13 protein-coding genes are annotated in these 20,328 nt (G+C 47.8%); 4 read left to right on the top strand and 9 right to left on the bottom strand.

Features of this window, described 5'->3' with window-relative positions:
* Nucleotides 1-262: 262 nt before the first annotated feature.
* Nucleotides 263-1,357 (bottom strand): alkene reductase, encoded by a 1,095-nt coding sequence (locus tag ACMXI2_RS21065; protein WP_483778042.1) that lies wholly within the window; start codon nucleotides 1,355-1,357, stop codon nucleotides 263-265.
* Entirely contained in the window at nucleotides 1,344-2,465 is a 1,122-nt protein-coding gene (locus ACMXI2_RS21060) for an alkene reductase (protein WP_483778041.1), read from the bottom strand. Before ACMXI2_RS21060 ends, ACMXI2_RS21065 begins: the two co-directional genes overlap by 14 nt.
* A 70-nt stretch (nucleotides 2,466-2,535) precedes the next feature.
* On the opposite strand from ACMXI2_RS21060, the gene ACMXI2_RS21055 reads away from it, so the two are divergent.
* Nucleotides 2,536-3,498: a LysR family transcriptional regulator gene (locus ACMXI2_RS21055; protein ID WP_483778040.1), complete on the top strand. Its 963-nt coding sequence runs from the start codon at nucleotides 2,536-2,538 to the stop codon at nucleotides 3,496-3,498.
* On the opposite strand, the gene ACMXI2_RS21050 is transcribed toward ACMXI2_RS21055, so the two are convergent.
* Entirely contained in the window at nucleotides 3,463-4,584 is a 1,122-nt protein-coding gene (locus tag ACMXI2_RS21050) for a helix-turn-helix domain-containing protein (protein ID WP_483778039.1), read from the bottom strand. The genes ACMXI2_RS21055 and ACMXI2_RS21050 overlap by 36 nt on opposite strands.
* A gap of 229 nt (nucleotides 4,585-4,813) precedes the next feature.
* Here ACMXI2_RS21050 and ACMXI2_RS21045 point away from each other — a divergent pair, with 229 nt between their 5' ends.
* A complete protein-coding gene (locus ACMXI2_RS21045) occupies nucleotides 4,814-7,690 on the top strand; it encodes a TonB-dependent receptor (protein WP_483778038.1) in 2,877 nt (958 codons plus the stop codon).
* Nucleotides 7,691-7,720: 30 nt separating this feature from the next.
* Nucleotides 7,721-8,530, top strand: a complete 810-nt coding sequence (locus ACMXI2_RS21040) for a tyrosine-protein phosphatase (protein ID WP_483778037.1) — start codon at nucleotides 7,721-7,723, stop codon at nucleotides 8,528-8,530.
* A 35-nt stretch (nucleotides 8,531-8,565) separates the two neighbouring features.
* Here ACMXI2_RS21040 and ACMXI2_RS21035 read toward each other — a convergent pair whose 3' ends face one another.
* The 3 genes from ACMXI2_RS21035 to ACMXI2_RS21025 all read right to left on the bottom strand — a co-directional run bounded on the left by ACMXI2_RS21035 (nucleotide 8,566) and on the right by ACMXI2_RS21025 (nucleotide 11,717).
* On the bottom strand, nucleotides 8,566-9,720 hold the full coding sequence (locus ACMXI2_RS21035; protein ID WP_483778036.1) for an MFS transporter: 1,155 nt from the start codon (nucleotides 9,718-9,720) through the stop codon (nucleotides 8,566-8,568).
* 133 nt (nucleotides 9,721-9,853) lie between these two features.
* Complete coding sequence (locus ACMXI2_RS21030) at nucleotides 9,854-11,290, bottom strand: AAA family ATPase (protein ID WP_483778035.1); 1,437 nt, start codon at nucleotides 11,288-11,290, stop codon at nucleotides 9,854-9,856.
* A gap of 154 nt (nucleotides 11,291-11,444) precedes the next feature.
* Nucleotides 11,445-11,717: a hypothetical protein gene (locus ACMXI2_RS21025; RefSeq protein ID WP_483778034.1), complete on the bottom strand. Its 273-nt coding sequence runs from the start codon at nucleotides 11,715-11,717 to the stop codon at nucleotides 11,445-11,447.
* Nucleotides 11,718-12,001: 284 nt separating this feature from the next.
* On the opposite strand from ACMXI2_RS21025, the gene ACMXI2_RS21020 reads away from it, so the two are divergent.
* Nucleotides 12,002-14,077: a CehA/McbA family metallohydrolase domain-containing protein gene (locus ACMXI2_RS21020; protein ID WP_483778033.1), complete on the top strand. Its 2,076-nt coding sequence runs from the start codon at nucleotides 12,002-12,004 to the stop codon at nucleotides 14,075-14,077.
* Here ACMXI2_RS21020 and ACMXI2_RS21015 read toward each other — a convergent pair.
* Genes ACMXI2_RS21015 through ACMXI2_RS21005 form a run of 3 tightly spaced genes read right to left on the bottom strand, consistent with a single transcriptional unit; the run spans nucleotide 14,052 to nucleotide 20,319 of the window.
* On the bottom strand, nucleotides 14,052-15,509 hold the full coding sequence (locus ACMXI2_RS21015) for a rubredoxin (RefSeq protein ID WP_483778032.1): 1,458 nt from the start codon (nucleotides 15,507-15,509) through the stop codon (nucleotides 14,052-14,054). The genes ACMXI2_RS21020 and ACMXI2_RS21015 overlap by 26 nt on opposite strands.
* A 2-nt stretch (nucleotides 15,510-15,511) precedes the next feature.
* Entirely contained in the window at nucleotides 15,512-19,009 is a 3,498-nt protein-coding gene (locus tag ACMXI2_RS21010; RefSeq protein WP_483778031.1) for a molybdopterin-dependent oxidoreductase, read from the bottom strand.
* Nucleotides 19,010-19,029: 20 nt separating this feature from the next.
* Complete coding sequence (locus ACMXI2_RS21005; protein WP_483778030.1) at nucleotides 19,030-20,319, bottom strand: MFS transporter; 1,290 nt, start codon at nucleotides 20,317-20,319, stop codon at nucleotides 19,030-19,032.
* Nucleotides 20,320-20,328: the final 9 nt, after the last annotated feature.

The raw sequence follows: 20,328 nt of genomic DNA, 5'->3' as shown, positions 1-20,328 counted from the left end.
CAAAGGGGAGATAGTGCATTGATAGTGCATTGATAGTGCATTGATAGTGCATTAATAGTGCATGAGGAGTGCATGAGGAGTGCATGGGAACTGTATAGATAGTGCATGGATAGTCCATGACATATCCAAGTCCGAAGTATGGGAGAGGCATCCGGGAGGCAATGGCGGCATTACTCTTCATGTGTGGGTTAATCTTCATATATTGGCAGATGAGTACTCATAAAAAAAGCATTACGGTATGAATCGTAATGCTTTCTTTTTATCATGCTCCTTCATACGCCGCATAGTCTGTATATCCATGTGCGGCCCCTCCATAGTGTAAATTCCGGTCGGGTGTATTTAATGGCCAGTCGTTTTTTAGTCGTTCGGCAAGGTCAGGGTTGGCAATAAAAGGCTCTCCCCATGCGGCCAGGTCAATGGTGCCGGCAGTTAAATACCGTTCCGCTTTTTCCTTGTTCATGCCGCCTGCCAGTATGATTACACCATTGTATTGTTTTCTGAATCGTTCCAGGAAGCCGTCAGGTAAGGCAAAGCTGCCTCTCGACTGCTGGTCCATGATATGAATGTAGGCGATATTCCGTTTGCCGAGTTCCGCAGCAAGGTAATGGTAGGTAGCCTCCAGCTCGTCGTAGTGGGGCATTTCATGAAGGCCACCATAAGGAGTAAGACGGATAGCTACTTTCGCTGCGCCAATGTTAGCGATGCACGCATCAATTGCTTCCAGTAAAAAGCGGCTGCGGTTAACGATGTTGCCGCCATATTCATCTGTGCGGTTATTCACAAAGGGATTCAGGAATTGTTCAATCAGGTAGCCGTTAGCGCCGTGGAGTTCTACTCCGTCGAAGCCTGCTTTTACCGCATTGGCAGCGGCGTTGGCAAAATCCTGTATCACGCCTTTCACGCCTTCGGTGGTTAATGCTACCGGAACAGAACAGGGAACAAAGGCTTCCTGGCCGTTTTCGTTGTAGCCCCATGCATGTGAGTTGGCAGCCTGGATGTTGGAAGCGCTTACCGGTGCAATGCCGCCTGGTTGATTGGTGGTATGTGATACGCGGCCCACATGCCACAACTGTGTAAATATTTTAGTGCCTGCTGCGTGAACGGCTGCTGTAACCAGTTTCCAGCCTTCCACCTGCTCCGGTGTATACAAGCCGGGAATATGCAATACGCCCGAGGAAGTAGGAGAGATGGAAGTACCTTCCGTGATGATGAGTCCTGCGTTGGTGCGTTGCCGGTAGTACAACGCATTCATTTCATTGGGAATTCCGTTTGGATTCCGTGCGCGTGTCATGGGCGCCATCACGATCCTGTTCTTTAATGCCAGGCCTTTGCCGGTATATGGTTCAAATAATAGCATCTGTTGTTTTTTTAATGATGGGATAATCGGTGTACCCTGCCGCGCTGCCTCCGAAGAATTTCGATCTGTCGGGTTCATTGAGCGGCAACTGGTGTTGCAGGCGGTAAGGAAGATCGGGGTTGGCAATAAACGGCCGGCCAAAGCCGATGAGGTCTGCCCAGCCTTTCTGCAATGCTTCTTCTGCCCTGGCAACAGTATATTTACCGGCATAAATAAGGGTACCGGAGAAGGCTTTTCTGTATGCTTCCTTAAATGCCACCGGCATCACGGGTGCATTGTCCCAGTCGGCTTCCGCGATGTGGATATAGGCAATGCCTATGTCGTTCAGCACTTTTGCTGCCGCAATATAAGTTTCCTCCGGATGGTCGTCCATAGCGCCCATTAAAGTGGTCAGCGGCGCCTGGCGCACGCCTACACGGTGTTTGCCGATGGCGTCGGCTACTGCTGTTACCACTTCTTTCAGGAAGCGTAACCGGTTTTCCAGGGAGCCGCCGTATTCATCTGTTCTGTGATTGGTTTGTGAGTCGATGAACTGCTCAATCAGGTAGCCATTGGCGCCATGTAGCTCCACGCCATCAAAACCGGCGGCTATGGCGTTTCTGGCTGCCTGTGCAAAATCGTTGATAATAGCCTGTATTTCGGGCTTGGTAAGCTCCCGGGGCATAGAGTGCTGCACCATTTCCCCGGCGCCGTTTTCGGCCCCTTTCCCTGCGGGATCGGCAAATACTTTCACGCCTTCTGCAAGGATGGCGGAAGGCGCCACCGGAGCGGCCTCGTTTTCCTGTATGGATATATGTGAAACACGGCCTACATGCCACAACTGGGCAAAGATGAGGCCGTTATTGGCATGTACGGCGTCTGTCACCTGTTTCCAGCCGGCTATCTGCTCCGGACTGTATATACCCGGCGTCCAGGCATAGCCCTGGCCCTGCCGGCTCACCTGCGTGCCTTCTGATATCAGCAGCCCGGCGCCGGTACGCTGACTGTAATATTCCGCCATCAGTGAAGTGGCTACATCGCCGCGGGCGGCTCTGGACCTGGTCATCGGCGGCATTACTATCCTGTTTTTCAGGTGAAGTCCGCCTAGTGTATAATGTGTAAAAAGCATCGTATTCGTATTTTGACAACACAAAATTCTTCCAAAAAATATTATTATCATAATTATTTAACTTATATCTTTGTATCAGAAAAATGATAATAATATGGGACTTAACCTGGAATGGCTCCGTACCTTCAAATCCATCTATGAGCAGGGTACCCTCACCGGCGCAGCGCAGGAACTCTTTATTTCACAGCCGGGCGTAAGCCTGCACCTCAACTCCCTGGAAGCATATACCGGCTATAAACTGTTCGACCGCTCGGCCAAAAAACTAGTGCCCACCGAAAGGGGAAAAGTGATCTATAATTTTATAGAGGAACCACTGCTCAAACTGGAAAACGCAGAACAGCTTTTTCATAAAAGCACAAAAGCCGACAGGGCCACTATCAGCATCGGTATGTGCTTCGAAACATTTCAATATACACTGGAGAAATATATCGCCACACTACCCTTTAACATCATCATCAAATTCGGTGACTACCCGCAAATGATCAATGACCTCGATAAAGGACTGCTGGACCTCATCATCACCCCGCAGAAAGGTGATCAGAAAAACCTGGAGTTTAAATCCTTCTCAAAAGAAAAGATTGTACTGGTGGCCGGTGGCAAAACAGATATCAAACCCCTGGACGCATTGTTGAAAAAGAAAGACGTGAAAGCGGCGGAAAACTGGTTGAAAGAACAGCTTTGGTACAGCACCGCGGCAGATATGGAACACCTGAAACGTTTCTGGCAATTCAACTTCCGCCATCAAATGGATTTTAAACCCAACTACATCGTTCCAAATATTTGCTCTATTGTTCGCTGTCTCAGCGGGGAAACCGGTTTCTCGGTAGTGCCCGACTTTTTGTGCGCCCATGAAATTGAAGCTGGCAGCATAAAGCTGGTGTGGGAAGGAGAACAGGTCATAGAAAATACCCTGTATTTTGGTACCCGGAAAAAAACAATGTACGCGGCAGAAATAGACAAAATACAGCGGATCTTTTCCGCCGAATTTTACAGCCCGTCACTCGTGAATAGTTACGCTGGTAGCCACCAGTGATTTGATATATTCAGTAGGTGTAAGACCGGTGATCTTTTTAAAATACTGGTTGAAAGATGACTTGGCTTTAAAGCCACAATCATACGCCAGTGTTAACACATTCACCGGCAGCGCTTTTTCGTTCATGAAGCGGATCTGTTCCATCGCCCGCCGGATACGCCATTCATTGATATACTGGTAAAACGACTTACCGGCATAACTGTTCAGCGTTTCTGAAATATGATACTTACTGATCCCGGCGCCCTGCGCAAGCTTGTCAAGGTTTAGCTCGGCATCCGTAAATACTTTTGTTTTATGAAGATAAGCTTCCAGCGATTGCAATAGCAGCCGCTGCTCTTCGGTACTGAGCTGCATCCTGCGGGAAGGCAATACCTCCGCCGCTGCTACTGTTTGCGCCGCTGCCTTCACCGGCTGCACACCTATGATCCCCACATACTTGTACCGGATAATCACGAGGCACACCACTAACAGTAAAGAATATACGATATCTCTGCAGATAATATTATAGTTATAGGAGCCATCCAGCATATGCACCGATTGCGCCATTTTAAATCCCAGCGAAACGATGCTGATAATACCCAACAGGTAGCTGATACTGTTGATCAGCTTCTTCTCCTGCGGCATATCAGGTAATTGCTTCGCAATACGGAGCGATAATGCGGGAAAGAGGAAACCCAACACCATCATTATCCAGGTAGTGGTTTCATTGTAGTAATACAATACCGCATGACCGGCATCCGCCGACCACATCAGCACGCACACCACCGTAAGATAGCCCACTGCGCCCAGTATAAAAGGCAAAAAAACATACCACCGTGAAGCTGGAATAAATGCAGCATTCCGCCGCTGGCATGCATATAAATACAGTAACGGCCCGTAACAAAAACCGATAAATGTATTCATCTGTGTACGCACCTCGCTGTCGTTCACAAAAGAATAGATACAGAATTTAATAGCGAGATGCGCAGCAATACAGCACAGCAACAGGATCAGCAGAAAATCTGCTTTACTGCGCAATTTACTGCTCCCTAATAAAGCAACTGCGGTAAGCGCCTGAAATGCTCCGATGGCAATAACATATATCATAGTGCGGATATGCACCGAAAGTATAAAACCAATATTACCGGAATGTTAAACCTGCGGTTTCAGATAGCTGTTACTCCATTTGGTAATGATTTCGTAACACATGGTAATGTATTGGTTTTCAATAAAAGTGAGTACGTTTAAAACGGAAAATACGTATACACGTAGCAGTAGTTGGATGCGGTCGAACTCATCATCAGCAACCCCCACTTTTGTTGAAAAATACCTTCATATGGATCGCATTTTTATACCATTAAAAAGCTCCCGTTACCTTACATTGCTGCTCCTGCTGGTAATGGCCGGCACGGCAAAGGCACAAACCATCAAGGGAGTTGTCAACGGCAGGGAAGGACACCTGCCCGGCGCTTCTGTACAAACCGCAGGAAGCAAACAAGGCACTGCTACCGATCTGAATGGCGCTTTCACTATCAACGTACACACCACCGGTAAAGTAACTTTGCTGGTATCCTATATAGGACATGAAACACAACAACTGGAATTAACGGTAAAGCCCGGCATCAACGACGCCGGCAATATCACACTGGCGCCCACCGGCGGCAAACTGGGAGAAGTACTGGTGAAAGGAACAATGGCGCCTTCCACCGTGAAAGCCCTCAGTATCAAAAAGAATTCCCTTGCTATCATGGACGTAATCGCGGCAGACGCCATCGGTAAATTGCCGGACCGTAATGCCGCCGAAGCCGTACAACGTGTACAGGGTGTAGCCGTAGCCCGCTACCACGGGGAAGCCGATGCCGCCACGGTAAGAGGTACGCCTTTCGCCTGGACCTCTATTCTTTTTAACGGCAGCCGCCTGCCAAGCGCCAATGTACTGGGCAACCGCAACTCAGTACTGGACGCAGTACCTTCAGAAATTATCCAGTACGTACAGGTAGCCAAAGCCATTACACCAGACATGGAAGGCGACGCTATTGGCGGTTCCATTAACTTCATTACCCGCACCGCTCCCGCTAAAAGAACACTCAATGTAAGCGCGGCAGGCGGTTACAACACCTTCTCAAAAGATGCTACCTACAACGCATCCCTCGTATACGGTGATCGCTTTTTTAAAGATAAACTGGGCGTGATGATCGCCGGCGCCATCTGGGACCGCCAGTGGGGCACGGATGCCTTTGAAGTGGCCTATAACACCGGTCTTCCCGATCCGGTGCAACAGAAGTCTGTCAGCACCGTTATGCTGAAACGATACATGGGCAAACGCCAGACTTATGGCGCCAACGTTGGACTCGAATATAAATTCAATTCTGCCAATAAAATATTCTTCCGCGGACTGATGGATAAGTTCAACGACATCCGCCCGGTATATGAATCTTATGTGGATTACAACAACAGCCGCTATCAGTATAACTATCGCTACTCTTACTACCAAACCGTATTGAACGGCGGTGAACTGGGAGGAGAACACCAGTTGTCTTCCAAAGTGAAAATGGACTGGACGGTGAGCGATTACTACACAAAGTATTTCCTGGAAACACCGCCTACCAATGGTAATAAAGGATTGCCCATCGCTACTTTCCGGCAGAAAATTACCGGTGGTTTTAATAATCTTTCTGCAGATGGAAAACGGTATTGGGGCTTCGATTCACCAAATGGTACCGGCGGTGATCCGCTACACTTTGATGCCGGTATAAAAAACAGCGGGGAAGTAATGGACCCGTCGAAGCTTACCCTGCAACAGTTAGTGATTGCGCAACTGGATACAAAAGAAGAAGATAAAACCGCACAGGTGAACTTCAAAATAAGCGCATCTTCCAGGGTGAACCTGAAGTTTGGCGCCAAATACCGTCATAAAGACCGCGCCGGTATGTACGGCTCCAACATCGTGTACCTCCCCGGCGCAGCACTGGGCATTCCAAATTCACCGGGCCTGCTGCCGCTGAATACACTGCAAACCACCGGTTTCCCGGTACGCGGCGGCTTCTTCCAGGGGCTGAAAGGCAACTATGATCAGTTTATGATTGATCCCATCACCAAACAACAGTTGTTTGATTTGTATGATACCGCCACCCTGCGCAAAAACGGCTTTGCCGACTACACGTCTAAATCCAATGCCACCAATATTTATACAGGTACAGAAAATGTAGCTGCAGCTTATGCAATGGCAGAAATCGATCTTACAGATAAACTGAAAATGATTGCCGGTGTTAGAAATGAATACACCGCATTTACATTACATGGATCAAAAGCCACTGCCGAAGGCACACCAAAAGTAACTACCATTACACCGGCTACAGTAAAAAATAATTACAACGCGCTGCTGCCAATGCTGCATCTTAAATACAGCATTAACGACCAGGCCAACCTGCGTGCTGCCTACACCCGCACGTTTATCCGCCCCAATTTTACAGACCTCACGCCAGGCGAATCTGTGGATAACACCGGCTCTAATATTACCATCACCAAAGGTAATCCCGACTTACAGCCTACTTTCTCCAACAACTTCGATCTGATGGGCGAATACTATTTTAAAAATATTGGTCTTATTTCCGGTGGTGTCTTTTATAAGAAGATCAGTAACGTAATTTTTGCAGATAAAACTTACTACACGGAGAATAACACCAACTACGTGGTGGCACAGGCAAAGAACCTGAACGACGCCTCCCTCATAGGACTGGAAGCAGGTATCAACAAACGGTTCGATTTTCTGCCAGGTATCCTCAGTGGATTGGGCGCAGAACTGAATTATACTTTTATCAGCTCGTCAGTGGAAGTACCAAGAACCGCCAGCGGTAATAAGATCATGGATAAAACCAGCCTGCCAAACCAATCGCGTCACCTGTTTAACAGCATCCTCTTTTATGAACGCAACGGTCTTATGATCCGTATTGCGGGCAACTACCGCGGTGCATCTGTGGAAACCATCAATCAGCAGCTGGGTAAGGATTTTTATACCTGGACAGATAAAAACTTTACGGTAGATGCTTCTGCTACTGTAAACATCACATCCAAAATACGGGTGTTTGCAGAACTGAATAACATTACCAACGAACCACTGAAAACCTATATGGGTGATAAACGACGTATTGCCGCGGAAGAATGGTATGGCAGTCGCGGTCAGGCCGGTATCCGGTGGGACATCATCAAATAACATCATCTCTCAAAAAATAACAAATACTATATGAAAAGAATAATGCTGGTACTGGCCATTGCTTTACCTGGTGCAACTTTTGCCCAATTAGCCGATAGCGCGCAAAGAGTGGTGCGCATGCAGGGAACGGTTAACTTCCGCGATATAGGCGGATACAAAACAAAGGATGGCAAAAAAGTAGTGTGGGGAAAAGTGTTCCGCTCTGCTGATGTAAGCCACCTGACAGACCAGGATCTCACCGTACTGGAACAAAAACATATCCACACCGTAATAGATTTCCGTGGTGTGAAAGAAGCTGCTGCTGCCCCGGATCATTTGCTGCCAAAAACGGATTACCTGCTATGCCCCGCCGGCAGCGACAGCCTGCCCGGCGCCGCGCAAATGGGGGAAATTATTAAGAATGGTAATTTCCTGGAGAAGTTTTACGGCAACACCCAATACCTGGGCGATCGCTATAAACCACTGTTCCAGAAACTCCTGGTATTACCTGCCAATGAATCTATTATGTACCACTGCACCGGTGGCCGCGACAGAACCGGTATGGCTACCGCGCTATTCCTTTACGCATTAGGCGTGCCGCAGCAAACCATCGAAGCAGATTTTACTGCCAGCAATGTATACCTGCTGCCTATGAATAAACGGATGTTCCAGGGGCTGCAACAGCGCACGGGCATGGATGAAGAAACCATTCGTAAAGCATTGGAACTGAAACCGGAATTACTGCATAGCCTCTTTAATGCCATTGAAGGCAAATACGGCACGGTAGAAAATTTCTTTGAGAAAGAATTAGGTATCGGGGAAAAGGAGCGGGCAGTTTTGAAAGAGAAGTATACTATTTAGCAGTTTAAGCGGAGGGGAATCCCCTCCGCTTAAACTTATTCCTTCATTCCTTTCACCAGGGCTACAATCGCTAATCCGCATATTGCCATAATAGCAAATGACCAGCGTAAACTGGTAGCCTGGGCCACCAATCCTACCAGTGGCGGTACTACCATGAATCCAAGATAGCCGATCGTGGAAATAGAAGCCAGTGTTTGCCCGCTGTTAGTGCTCTTTGAGCGTCCTGCCAAACTGAATACCAGTGGCACTACACACGCTACTCCCAAACCTGCAAAAATAAAACCGATACCGGCCGTCACCGGATAAGGCAGCACTATAGCGAGCAATAACCCGGTAAGTATAAACCAGCCGCTATACAGCAGCATCGATTTGATCCCCAGCCGGTTTACGAGCCTGTCGCCGATAAAACGCCCGGTAGTCATGGCTACCATGTATATGCCAAAAGCAGCTACAGCAGTAGATTTGCTGGTGCCAACAATTTTTTCAAAGTATAGCCCGCTCCAGTCGTACATCGTATTTTCCGTGGCCATACAGGCAAAGCAGATCAGCGAATATTTCAGCAGCGATTTATCAGGCAGCGCAAAAGCCGCTCTTTTTACCGTTTCCTTCACCGGCTGATCCGGTAATGTTTTGGGATAATAATAGATGGTAAATACCAGTAATAATGTACTAATCATCAGCAGATGATAGGAAGGCGCCACGTTCATGGTCACCATCAGGTAGCCAATGGCCGCGCCTGCAAAGCCCGCCACGCTCCAGATGCCGTGAAAGGTGGTCATAATAGACTGTGGGAACAAGTGCTGCACCTGTACCGCCTGCGAGTTCATGGAGAGGTTCAGCAGGTTACGGGCAGAGCCAAAACAAAATAACACCAGTGCCAGCTGCCAGATGCTGGTGGTGAAACCCGGTAAGCTCAGTATCAGGTTAAACACCATTGCGCCAAATACCATGATCTTCCGGCTGCTGAATAAGCCCAGCAGTTTGCCGGTAATGGGCATTGTGAGCATCAGCCCGATAGGCAGTGCCAGCAATACCAGCCCAAACTGCGCCTCATTTAAATGCAATTGCTGCTTAATGGAGGGAATCCTGGAAGCCCAGGAAGAATAACCTAATCCGGAGATGAAAAAGAAGACGGAAATAGCGATACGGTATTGCCTCGCATCGGTTTCATTTTGAATATCTGCTAACATGATCTGCGCTCCACACCTGTTTGAGGTATTTGACGGTGCAAAATTAGGCAAATCCGGGGAGAATTAGCCCGGGAAATGCGGGAGGGAGCGCGGAAATGAAGCGGGGGGAGGGTTTGGGTGTTAGACGGACACTTTATTGTTTAAATAAATCCTCCATTGTTACTTCATTCTGAACGACCGCTGTTTTATACATATTGTTTTTGGTACCATAAGTAGTTACCATTGTCAGGAATAAGGTCTTCTTTGTGTTGGTCCTTTCTCTAAAAACTTGCAGCTTGTTTTCCAGTTCTGTGGCATAAGATTTATCAATGGAAAATGGGGTATTGGAAAATTTCATTTCACAGATATTAATACAGCCATCCTGCCTGTCAACCAGCAAATCTATCTGTGCTCCTTTCTCTTTTTTTTCAGGTATTGATCTCCAGGAAGATTCTTCAGTATAGACACCAGAGATCCCCAAAGCATGTTTAATCTGGTCAGTATGTTTTAGGCAAATACTTTCAAAGGCACTGCCACTCCAGCTCTTCCACGACTGTGAGATCGACAGTTTCATCCATGTTCCCTTCCCCGTTGCTCTGGAATGCTCAATGAATTTGAGGTAGAACAAGCTATATTCATCAACTAGTTTATAAATTCCATCCCTCGTATTTTTTTGAAATGGCATATATATGCTCACAAAGGCCGACTGGATCAGCTCATCAAGCAGCTTCGTTGTGGTACCGCCAGTTTGCAGATTACAGGCTTCAATGATCTCTTTTCTTGTTAAACCTGATGGCTTCGCTGCCAGTGCTTTTACAACTGTGATATGACGGTCGGCCATTTCAAACAGTGAATGATACAGGTTATTGAATTCAGTTACAAGCAGCCCATCCTTTGTAAAACACAACCTATCTATAGTCTGTGTGGCACTTTCTCCTTTTGTAATCTCTTTTAGATAATGCGGAACACCACCAAAGGCCATATATATCTGTAAGGTCTGATATGTATCCAGATTCACAGATTTACTATGCAGATAAGTTGACGTTTCATGGAGTGTAAAGGGTAACAAGCGGATTTTTTTTGTAATCCGGTTATGCAATCCTCCCTTATTATTAACAATTTTTTGGATCATCCATGACGCCGCGGAGCCGCAGATGGCAATTACCAGTCCGGCTTGTTTTGATCCCCATGAATTCCAGAAATATTCAAACGCCGATAAAAAACCCGATTTAGGAGAACTTAGCCAGGGAAACTCATCAAAGAATATTACTCTTTTTTCCTTTCCCAGTAACGGGGTCGAAAATTTTATAAGCAGAAGAAATGCTTCTGTCCAGGTTTTCGGAACCATAGGTGGTACAGGCGAGTTTAGCGCAATGGCAATGCTATTCCTGAAATTTTCCAGCTGTTGTTGAACGGAGGCATTATGAACGCCTGAAAATTCACAAATGAGTTGTTTATTGTAGAACTCCCGGATCAGGAAGGTTTTTCCAACTCTCCTTCTTCCATATACAGCAACAAGTTCTGCTTCCTCAGAAATCAGCGTCTGTTGCAGTATTTTTTTTTCGCTCTCCCTGCCGATAAGTCTTTCCATGTTTAATTATTTTAATATTAACTAAGTTGTGGCTGCCGATCGGAATATATCCGCAGCCACAACTATACAAATATACATAGTTATGGCTGCGGATCAAAATATATCCGCAGCCATAACTTATAAAGCAGGGTGCTTATAATGGAAAAGTTCCTTTTCAGTCTCTGTAATCTCCCCCGATATTTATCAGGCCCGGCTCATAATTAACTCCCAGCACAAATCTTTTATACTCAACCCCTACACCGGAACTTAATCCGAAATCCGTTTTTGCTAAACCAGTTCGTGTTTCACCGAATGTATCTGTTGAAGTTTTTTCATAATCGGTTTCTCCGGATGGATGAACTGTTTTGTCCTTTGTAACTTCTTTTCCCGCTGCATCATTTAAGTTTATATCAGCTAAGTTTATATCAGCCGGATTTAATGCAGGCATAAGATGCTGATTAAAAAAGTACTGGTTTAAACATCTCCTGAAGTCAGCTGGCAACCGGATCATTATTCAGGTATAAAAACAGCTCACCGGAGGCCAGGTAAGCGCAGCAGATTTTATTAAGTTCGCCACACAACCACCGGTTATTTTACTAAACCGGTTACAAACAACTGCTGTTTATAAAAAATAGTAGGTTGTTATCAGGACAATTATATATTTTGTAGGGGAGAGATGATTACCGGGGAGGTAATGATTTCTCCCCTTTTCTGTATGTAAATATCCACGTTATGCCCTTCTTTAAATATATTGTCAGCTGTTGTTTTCTTTACCTGCCCGTTGCAGCGCAGGTGCCGGTAAACCTGCATGGATACAAGCCCTCCGGCGGGACAAAGGTAAGCGTGGCCAATCAGCAGCTCACTGCTGTGTGGAATACCGGCGCCAATCAACAGGCCAGGATTGTACTGGATATGGAGCAGCAAAATCCGCTTATCCACAGCCTCAGCTGGAATACCGGCAAAAAAGAATGGCAGCAGGTGGCATCCGGGCTGCAGCCGGTGTTTTTTCTTACCGCTGGCAAACGCGACCTGGTATCACAAAACGGCTGGAATATCTTCTTTGATAAAACGGCAAAATTACCCCGCACCACTTATCCGGTACAATTGCAGAAAGACAGTATAGCCGTTATTACAGATGGCTCCCGCACTGTTATTCGTGTGGCCGGCGCTACTGGAGGCCCTTTTAGTGGTGCTGTGGAAATAACCCTGTACAATGGCAGCGGGCTGATGAACATAGCAGCCGTAATGACCACCCAAAAAGATTCTATCGCTATACTATACGACGCCGGCCTAACGGCCACGGATATACCCTGGCAACAGATCCACTGGGCCGATCCCAAAGGTGTGATGAAGTCCGTGCCGGCAGTAACAGGCACGCAGAGCACTAATGTAGCCGTAAAATACCGCACCATCATCGGTGAAAGTAGAACCGGCAGCCTGGCGTTATTTCCCGCGCCACACCAATTCTTTTACCCGCTGGATAATTGTTTCAACCAGTCGTTTACCTGGTACGGGAATAGCTATAATAAAGCTGCACCCGGCTATGGTATTGGTATCCGGCAGGAGCCGGAAGGAGATAAAAGATGGGTACCCTGGTTTAATGCTCCTCCCGGAACCGAACAGCGCCTTCATTTCTTTTGTTTACTCAGCAATACCAATGCCGGCAAAACATTGCAGTATGTGCGCCGCTATACCCACAGTGATGCATATACGCCGCTCCCCGGATACTACACCATGAGCAGCCACTTTCACCAGGAGCATACCGCTGATGTATTGAATAAACTGCCGATGCCGGAACTTCCTGCATTCATAAAAGCCTTTCGTGAAACAGGTGTGAATATCGTCCACCTGGGCGAGTTCCACGGCCCCGGCCATCCACGCGGTCCGGAAAGTGAACGCTTCCTCGAACAGCAAACACTGTTTAAAGAGTGCGAACGATTATCTACTAAACAGTTTTTATTACTCCCCGGTGAAGAACCCAATAACTTCTTCGGCGGCCACTGGATGAACATCTTTCCTAAACCGGTTTATTGGGTGATGGATCGTAAGCCCTCACAGCCTTTTGTAACCAATGATCCCACCTACGGAAAAGTATACCGCATAAGCAATAAAGAGGAAATGCTGCAGCTCCTGCAAACAGAAAAAGGCATGGCCTGGACAGCTCACGCACGTACCAAAGGATCTACCGGGTTCCCGGATAAATATAAAGAGGAAGCATTTTTCACGGCTCCCCAATTTATGGGCGCCGCCTGGAAAGCTTTACCCGCCGACCTTTCACAGCCTTATCTCGGGAAGCGGGCGCTGGATCTGCTGGATGATATGGCCAACTGGGGCTTGCACAAAACAATGATTGCAGAAGCAGACCTGTTCCGTATTACGCCGGAAGATGAATTGTACGGACACCTCAACGTAAACTATCTCCAGCTGGATCACCTGCCCGCTTTTAAAGATGGCTGGCAACCTGTGCTGGATGCCATGCAGCAGGGAAAGTTTTTTGTAACCACAGGAGAAATACTGTTGCCCGTTTTTACCGTGAATGGAAAATCTTCCGGAAATACGATCGCCGCCACAGGAAAAGGAATTGTGAAAGTATCTGCCAGCTGGACTTTTCCGCTTAACTACGCCGTAATCATCTCCGGAGATGGGAAGGATGTTTACCGGGAAAAAATTCCCCTGCATCAGACACAGTCATTCGGATCAAACACGTTTACATTTAATACCAACCTGGAAAACCGTAAATGGGTACGGTTTGAATTATGGGATGTTGCCGCTAATGGCGCATTTACACAGTGTGTATGGATAAAGTAGCTTCATTAATCGCTTTAAATTCATCTAACGGCGACGAACATACGGAGCAGCAATAATCTTCCGGTAAATCACTGAATAAAGTGCCAGCAGGTACCTGCTGTTCTGGATCTCCGGCGGTATCGTCGTATACCGTTAAGCACACCTGGCATTGATGGACAGTCCGTTCAGCAGCGGCAACAGGCGCCAGCGATTGCTGCTCTGTTACATAATGCTGTAATACATCCGCCTCACTTTCCCGCTCGTAAAAAGTTCTGCACAACGCTACAATATAAGGCCCCAGGTGCTCTTTGGAAACACCTTCCCGGTATAACAACAGCTGTGCAGAATTGGCGTTGTACCCCGCCGTGTACAGAATGTCGTAACGCTGCATATACTTCAGTTTGCTGCCATGCTTGTTTTCCTGCTTGCGGATCACCACCGTTCCAAAAAGGCTCGCCGGCCGGTTAATCCTCACGCTGAAACACAAACCATAAGTACGTACATCGGCAGTATCAAAATAGCGGATGATGTGCCGCTTTAAAACAAGCCCGTCTTCACAATTATCTTCTACCTGCCAGTTCAATTCATTCGCCGCATGACGTACATTGATGCCGTATTTCCCCAACACATAATCCCAGAGCTTACGGTGAGCCGGCTCAATATTTTTAATGATCAGCGATTTCCACGGCGTGGCATATAATTGCCCGATGCGGGTTTCCAAACAAATGGTACATACTTCTTTCAAAAAAGCAATGGGGAAATCTTCATCTCTCCGGTAAATACCTAACCAATAGCTATTGTCATGCTTATTAAAACCTTCGTAGTAGGGCAAATGAAAAGCAGGAAGATCCGGTTCTTTCTCTTTCGCGCGGCCGATGTAACCCGCCACCTGTTTTACCTGCTGGTACACTTCCTCCGGCGTATCGCCTTCATTGATGCTTTGCTCCAATTGCTTGCTCATAGCAGCAATATTATTGGTATAGATCAGCTCCGGCCACGCATACAGCTGCTGGCTTCCCGGCATGCGGATATACAGGTACCAGTAATGTAAACTGGAAGAAGAGATCCAGTTAATATGCCCGGTAAACAACGGCACAAATGTTTGCTGACTATCACATATATTGATCTTCAGTGTTGGCGTATAGTCGAAGCCGTTAAATACATCTTTATAAATCCCTTCACTCAACCAGCTGTCGTGGATAAAGATACCGGCAGCAGGGTAGGAGCTCATAATATTGGGCTGATCCGCTATCGGCAATTGTTTCTCCGCGCAGTTCTTTTTAAAGACAGCTAAATTTCTATCCGGTATATCTACCAGCAATTGTTGCCGTAAGCCAAAACGTACATGCGTAGCCTGCGCTGCAGCTGCTGTTTCCAGTAACTGCAGCAGGTATCCCGGTGAAATAATACCACCGGTGAAATTAACGGGTAATGTATGCGTATGTTTAGCCATAATTATACAAGTGCTGCCACGTTTTTTTGAATTGATTTTTCCAGCAAAGCCTTCACCTCTGATTTGCAGCTGCCACAGCCCAGGCCAGCGCCGGAAGCCTGGCAAAGCTGTTGCAGGTTATCACAACCTCCTGCTATCTTCTCCATGATATTACCTTCGCCTATATTGCCACAGGAGCATACCAGCCTGCCCATTACCGGCGTTCCCTTTTTACCGGAACGCAGTAGTTCCAGCCGCTTATCCGACAACTCAATTTTTTGCTGGATGAGATCCCTGAATTCGATAAACTCCGATTTGTCGCCGATCAGGATGGCGCCCACCAGCCGGTCCTGGTGAATGATACATTTCTTATAATAACGTTTCGCTTTATCAATAAACACTACCTCTTCATAAGCCGGATCTTTTGGCGTTTCCACCATGCCAAGCGAGCAAAGATCCGTGCCATGCATCTTCAGGATGTTCATAAACAGGGAACCCTGATAATAATTGCTGATGTCGCCGTTAAGATACCGGGCCACTACTTCTGCCTGTTGTTCTGCAGCAGCAGTAATGCCGTACAAGGTACCATTGAAAGCGGCAATTTCACCAATCGCGTAAATCTCCGGATCACTGGTCTGAAGATATTCATTCACCACCACACCCCGGTTACACTCCAGCTGTGCCGCTTGCGCCAGCTCTATATTGGGAACCGTGCCTATAGACATAACCACTGCCTGGCACGGAATGTACAGGCCACTTTTCAGCTGGATGCCTTCCAGCTGATCCTGCCCGGAGAAACGGTTGATTTCATCATTGTAATAGATGTCAATACCACGGTCGGTAAGCTCTTCGTAAAGTAGCTGTCCGCCCAGTGTATCCAGTTGACGGTCCATTAAACGGGAAGTACGTTGTATAACGCCAACGTCTATATTAATTTCTTTGAGAGATGCTGCCAGCTCTATCCCCAATAATCCACCGCCTGCTATCATGACTTTCCCTTTGGATGGATCTATATGCTGTTTGAAAGCATCTGCATCCATCCGGGTACGCATGGTGAAAATGCCCGGTATGGGTGGAATATCCCGCAGCGTGGCCGCCCGGCTGCCGGTTGCCATCAGCAGGATATCGTACGTATGTACGTTCCCGTTACTATCGGTGAGTAACTTGTTGCTACGGTCGATATGCGTAATGCTTACGCCGCGGTGCAAGGTAATATTATAGGATTTTTCTTCTGCACGGGTCATCTTCACCAGCTGCTTCCATTGCTGGGTGCCGCTGATGTAATCCGGTAGCATCACGCGGTTGTAAAACGGCAGGTCTTCTTTACTGAACACCACTATTTCATCTGAAGTGTTTAATTCGCGGTACGATTTTACAAAACCGCAGGCCCCGGCTCCCGCGCCTATTATCACAATTTTCTGTACCGGTTTCCGGTAGCGCGCTACCTGTACTGCTGCATATTTAAAGTCCGGCTGTTTGGAAAGAGGATCAAGCAGCGGGCTGGTCAGGTTATTGGCGCGGTGAAGATCGTTGTGCAATATCTTTCCCCAATGCATGGGTAGGAAAACAACTCCTTTTTTGATGGTGGTGCTGAGCTGCGCTTTTACCCGTACTGTTCCGCGTCCGTTGGTAACGGTAACAATATCGTCTGCCGAAATGCCGCGCTGCCGTGCATCTTCGGGATGTATTTCAAGGAAGGAGGAAGAAATATGCTGTTTCAGCTTACTCACCTTACCCGTTTTGCTCATGGTATGCCACTGGTCGCGTATGCGGCCGGTAGTTAATACCAGCGGCAGCTCATTGCTGAGTGGCTCGGATGTGTTTTCGTCTTCGAAACTATGGATTACCGCCCTTTCATCTGGGGTATAAAACCGGTGGTCGCGGAACAGGCGCGGCGTGCCGTTGCCCGATTGATAGGGCCACTGCACGCTGCGCTGCGCCTTGATAATATCATAGTTCAGTTCACTCACATCAATATTGGTACCGGCCGTAAGCCGGCAATGTTCATCGTATATCTCAGATACATTCGTATAGTCGAACCCGTGATAACCCATTTTTTGCGCGAAGCGGCAAATGATTTCGGCATCGGGTAATGCCTCGCCGGGCGCATCATTCACTTTGGTGAGATAACTGATGCGTCGTTCTGCGTTGGTCATGGTACCCTCTTTTTCCGTCCATGCGGCCGCGGGTAATACTACATCTGCATAACGCAATGTTTCGGGCTTACTGGAAATTTCCTGCACCACTACATACTTTGCTTTTTGCAGTGCAGCTTCGGCAAAGCGGGCGTCGGGCAGACTTACCAGTGGATTGGTACACATGATCCAGATAGCTTTCAGCCGTCCATCGTTCAGGGCTGTGAACATCTCTGTGGCAGTAAAACCCGGCTTGTCGGAAAGCTCCGTGCCTCCCCAGAAAGCCTGTACCTCTTTACGGTGCACGGGATTGTTCAGTACCCGGTGCGCCGGCAGGAGATTGGATAAGCCGCCTACTTCGCGGCCCCCCATTGCATTTGGCTGGCCTGTTAAAGAAAAAGGACCGCTGCCGGCTTTGCCGATTTGCCCGGTAATGAGGTGAAGGTTAATGAGACTAAGATTTTTATGCACGCCCACTGAGCTTTGATTCAAACCCATTGTCCAGAGGGTCATGAACCCGGTGGCGTTGCCGATGTAATCAGCCGCACGGTGAATATCTTCTGCCGCAATACCGCAAATGGCGGCGGCTTCTTCTATGGTGCGTTCCATCACGGTATCCTTGTACTTATCAAAACCATTGGTATGCGCTTCCACAAAGGAGCTATCCGTATGCCCGGCGGTGATCAGCGCCCGGCCTATGGCATGATGTAATACAATGTCGGTACCGGGGTTTACCTGTAAATGCAGATCCGCCAGCGCGCAACTTTGCGTTACCCGAGGATCACTCACAATGATCTTCATGGCCGGGTTGGCGGCCTTCGCTGCTTCTACCCTGCGCCATAAAATGGGATGGCACCATGCCGGATTGGCGCCTGCCACAAAGATACAGTCGGCCTGCTCTATATCATCGTAGGCGCCGGGCACGGCATCTTCTCCCAAAGCCATTTTATAAGCCACAACCGCACTGCTCATACACAGCCGGGAGTTGGTATCTATATTATTGCTGCCAATAAATCCCTTGATCAGCTTATTCACTACATAGTATTCCTCCGTGAGGCATTGCCCGGATGCGTAGAAGGCTACAGCATCCGGACCATGTTTTTTTATGATGGCTGCAAATACAGCGGCGGTTCTTTCCAATGCCTGGTCCCATGTAACCCTTTGCCGTGGAAGGTTACGGTGATACCGCATTTCAGGATACAACAACCTGTCTGATGTATCCATCACTGTATAATGCAGGTTCATACCTTTGGAACAAAGCATGCCCTTGTTAACCGGGTGTGTTTTGTCACCTTCTACATGCAGCTTGCCCTGCCGGTCTTTATATACCACTATTCCGCAGCCTACGCCGCAGTAACAACAGGTGGTTTTGAATGATGCTTGCATGCTAAAGGTTTTACAATGATTTATGATACCGCTACCGGTGTTCTTACCGGTGCTTCCTCAGCAGCAGGCTGCCGGGTAAAGCGTGTCAGCATTACAATACAGGAGATGGCAATAACTACATAGCCAATATACGTGAACGCCTGTACGTAGCTGATACTGTCTGATTTAAACAGGAAGCCGAACATCATTCCGCCGAGGTTACCTCCTGCGCCAACAATGCCGCCAACAAGCCCTGCATTTTTTTCGTTGATAAACGGTACGATGCCATAAGTGGCGCCATTGGCCATTTTCAGGAACAGCGCAAAGCCCAGCATGGCTATGATAGCCACTACCAGCGATCCCGCCTGTGCAAACAGTAACAACCCGATTCCCTCCGCCAGCAGCATCAGGGCCAGTAACCATCCTTTACCTCTCATGCCAAATCTGGCGCCTGCCCTATCTGAAATAATGCCTCCCAGTGCCCGCGCAAACAGGTTCATAAAACCAAAGATGCCGGCCCAGAACCCTGCACTGCCTTGCGAAAGCTGAAAGGTATCTACAAAATGTAAAGACGCTACATTGTCAAAAGTGATCTCCATACCAAAACACATTCCGTATGCCAGCGTAAGCGCCCAGATGCGCCAGTCGCCCAGCACGGACCAATCCGTTTTATTATCTTTCTTATTATAACCAATCTCATCAAAATTTCCGTTAGGCGTATCTTTGGTATAACGGTAATACAGGTACGCTACACCGAGCATCATCAGACCCGGCAGTATCATGGCATACCGCCACGCTTCAGGTTTGGTGTAACCAAAACCAACAATCGCGGCAAATATCACCGGCATCACCATGTTGGTAACGCCTCCGCCCAGGTTGCCCCAGCCGCCGGTAATTGCATTGGCGGTGCCTTTGATGGCAGGGGCGAACATAAGGGAGGTGTGAAACTGCGTAATAACAAAGGAGCCCCCTATAACGCTGATGGCTAAACGGAACAGCATAAAGGAAGTATAGTCTTTTGATAAGCCTACCAGGAATACCGGCAACGAACCCACCAGCAACAGCCGGATAGCGGTTTTACGCGGCCCCCAGGTGTCGCAGAGCCGGCCAATGATGAGCCGCGCGATGATGGTGCCGGATACGGAAGCAATAATGATATTACCTACCTGCGATTTGGTTAACCCGAGATCCGTACGGATAGTAGGCATCAGCGGGGCCAGCCCAAACCAGCCGAAAAAACAAACGAAGAACATCAGCCACGTAATATGGAACGTGCGCATCTGTATGGTATCAAGACTGAATATTTTTAATTTTTCTAAAGGAGCAGCCATGTGTTGTGT

The organism is Chitinophaga sp. G7 BAM 1005, from assembly GCF_057126945.1.
Note: the sequence above shows the minus strand (reverse complement) of the source record. Positions and strands in the feature narration are given on the sequence as shown.

What these genes read in the sequence shown, in the direction of transcription:
- ACMXI2_RS21065 (WP_483778042.1), bottom strand. Translation starts at nt 1,357, where the DNA reads ATGCTATTATTTGAACCATATACCGGCAAAGGCCTGGCATTAAAGAAC.
- ACMXI2_RS21060 (WP_483778041.1), bottom strand. Translation starts at nt 2,465, where the DNA reads ATGCTTTTTACACATTATACACTAGGCGGACTTCACCTGAAAAACAGG.
- ACMXI2_RS21050 (WP_483778039.1), bottom strand. Translation starts at nt 4,584, where the DNA reads ATGATATATGTTATTGCCATCGGAGCATTTCAGGCGCTTACCGCAGTT.
- ACMXI2_RS21045 (WP_483778038.1), top strand. Translation starts at nt 4,814, where the DNA reads ATGGATCGCATTTTTATACCATTAAAAAGCTCCCGTTACCTTACATTG.
- ACMXI2_RS21040 (WP_483778037.1), top strand. Translation starts at nt 7,721, where the DNA reads ATGAAAAGAATAATGCTGGTACTGGCCATTGCTTTACCTGGTGCAACT.
- ACMXI2_RS21035 (WP_483778036.1), bottom strand. Translation starts at nt 9,720, where the DNA reads ATGTTAGCAGATATTCAAAATGAAACCGATGCGAGGCAATACCGTATC.
- ACMXI2_RS21030 (WP_483778035.1), bottom strand. Translation starts at nt 11,290, where the DNA reads ATGGAAAGACTTATCGGCAGGGAGAGCGAAAAAAAAATACTGCAACAG.
- ACMXI2_RS21025 (WP_483778034.1), bottom strand. Translation starts at nt 11,717, where the DNA reads ATGCCTGCATTAAATCCGGCTGATATAAACTTAGCTGATATAAACTTA.
- ACMXI2_RS21020 (WP_483778033.1), top strand. Translation starts at nt 12,002, where the DNA reads ATGCCCTTCTTTAAATATATTGTCAGCTGTTGTTTTCTTTACCTGCCC.
- ACMXI2_RS21015 (WP_483778032.1), bottom strand. Translation starts at nt 15,509, where the DNA reads ATGGCTAAACATACGCATACATTACCCGTTAATTTCACCGGTGGTATT.
- ACMXI2_RS21010 (WP_483778031.1), bottom strand. Translation starts at nt 19,009, where the DNA reads ATGCAAGCATCATTCAAAACCACCTGTTGTTACTGCGGCGTAGGCTGC.
- ACMXI2_RS21005 (WP_483778030.1), bottom strand. Translation starts at nt 20,319, where the DNA reads ATGGCTGCTCCTTTAGAAAAATTAAAAATATTCAGTCTTGATACCATA.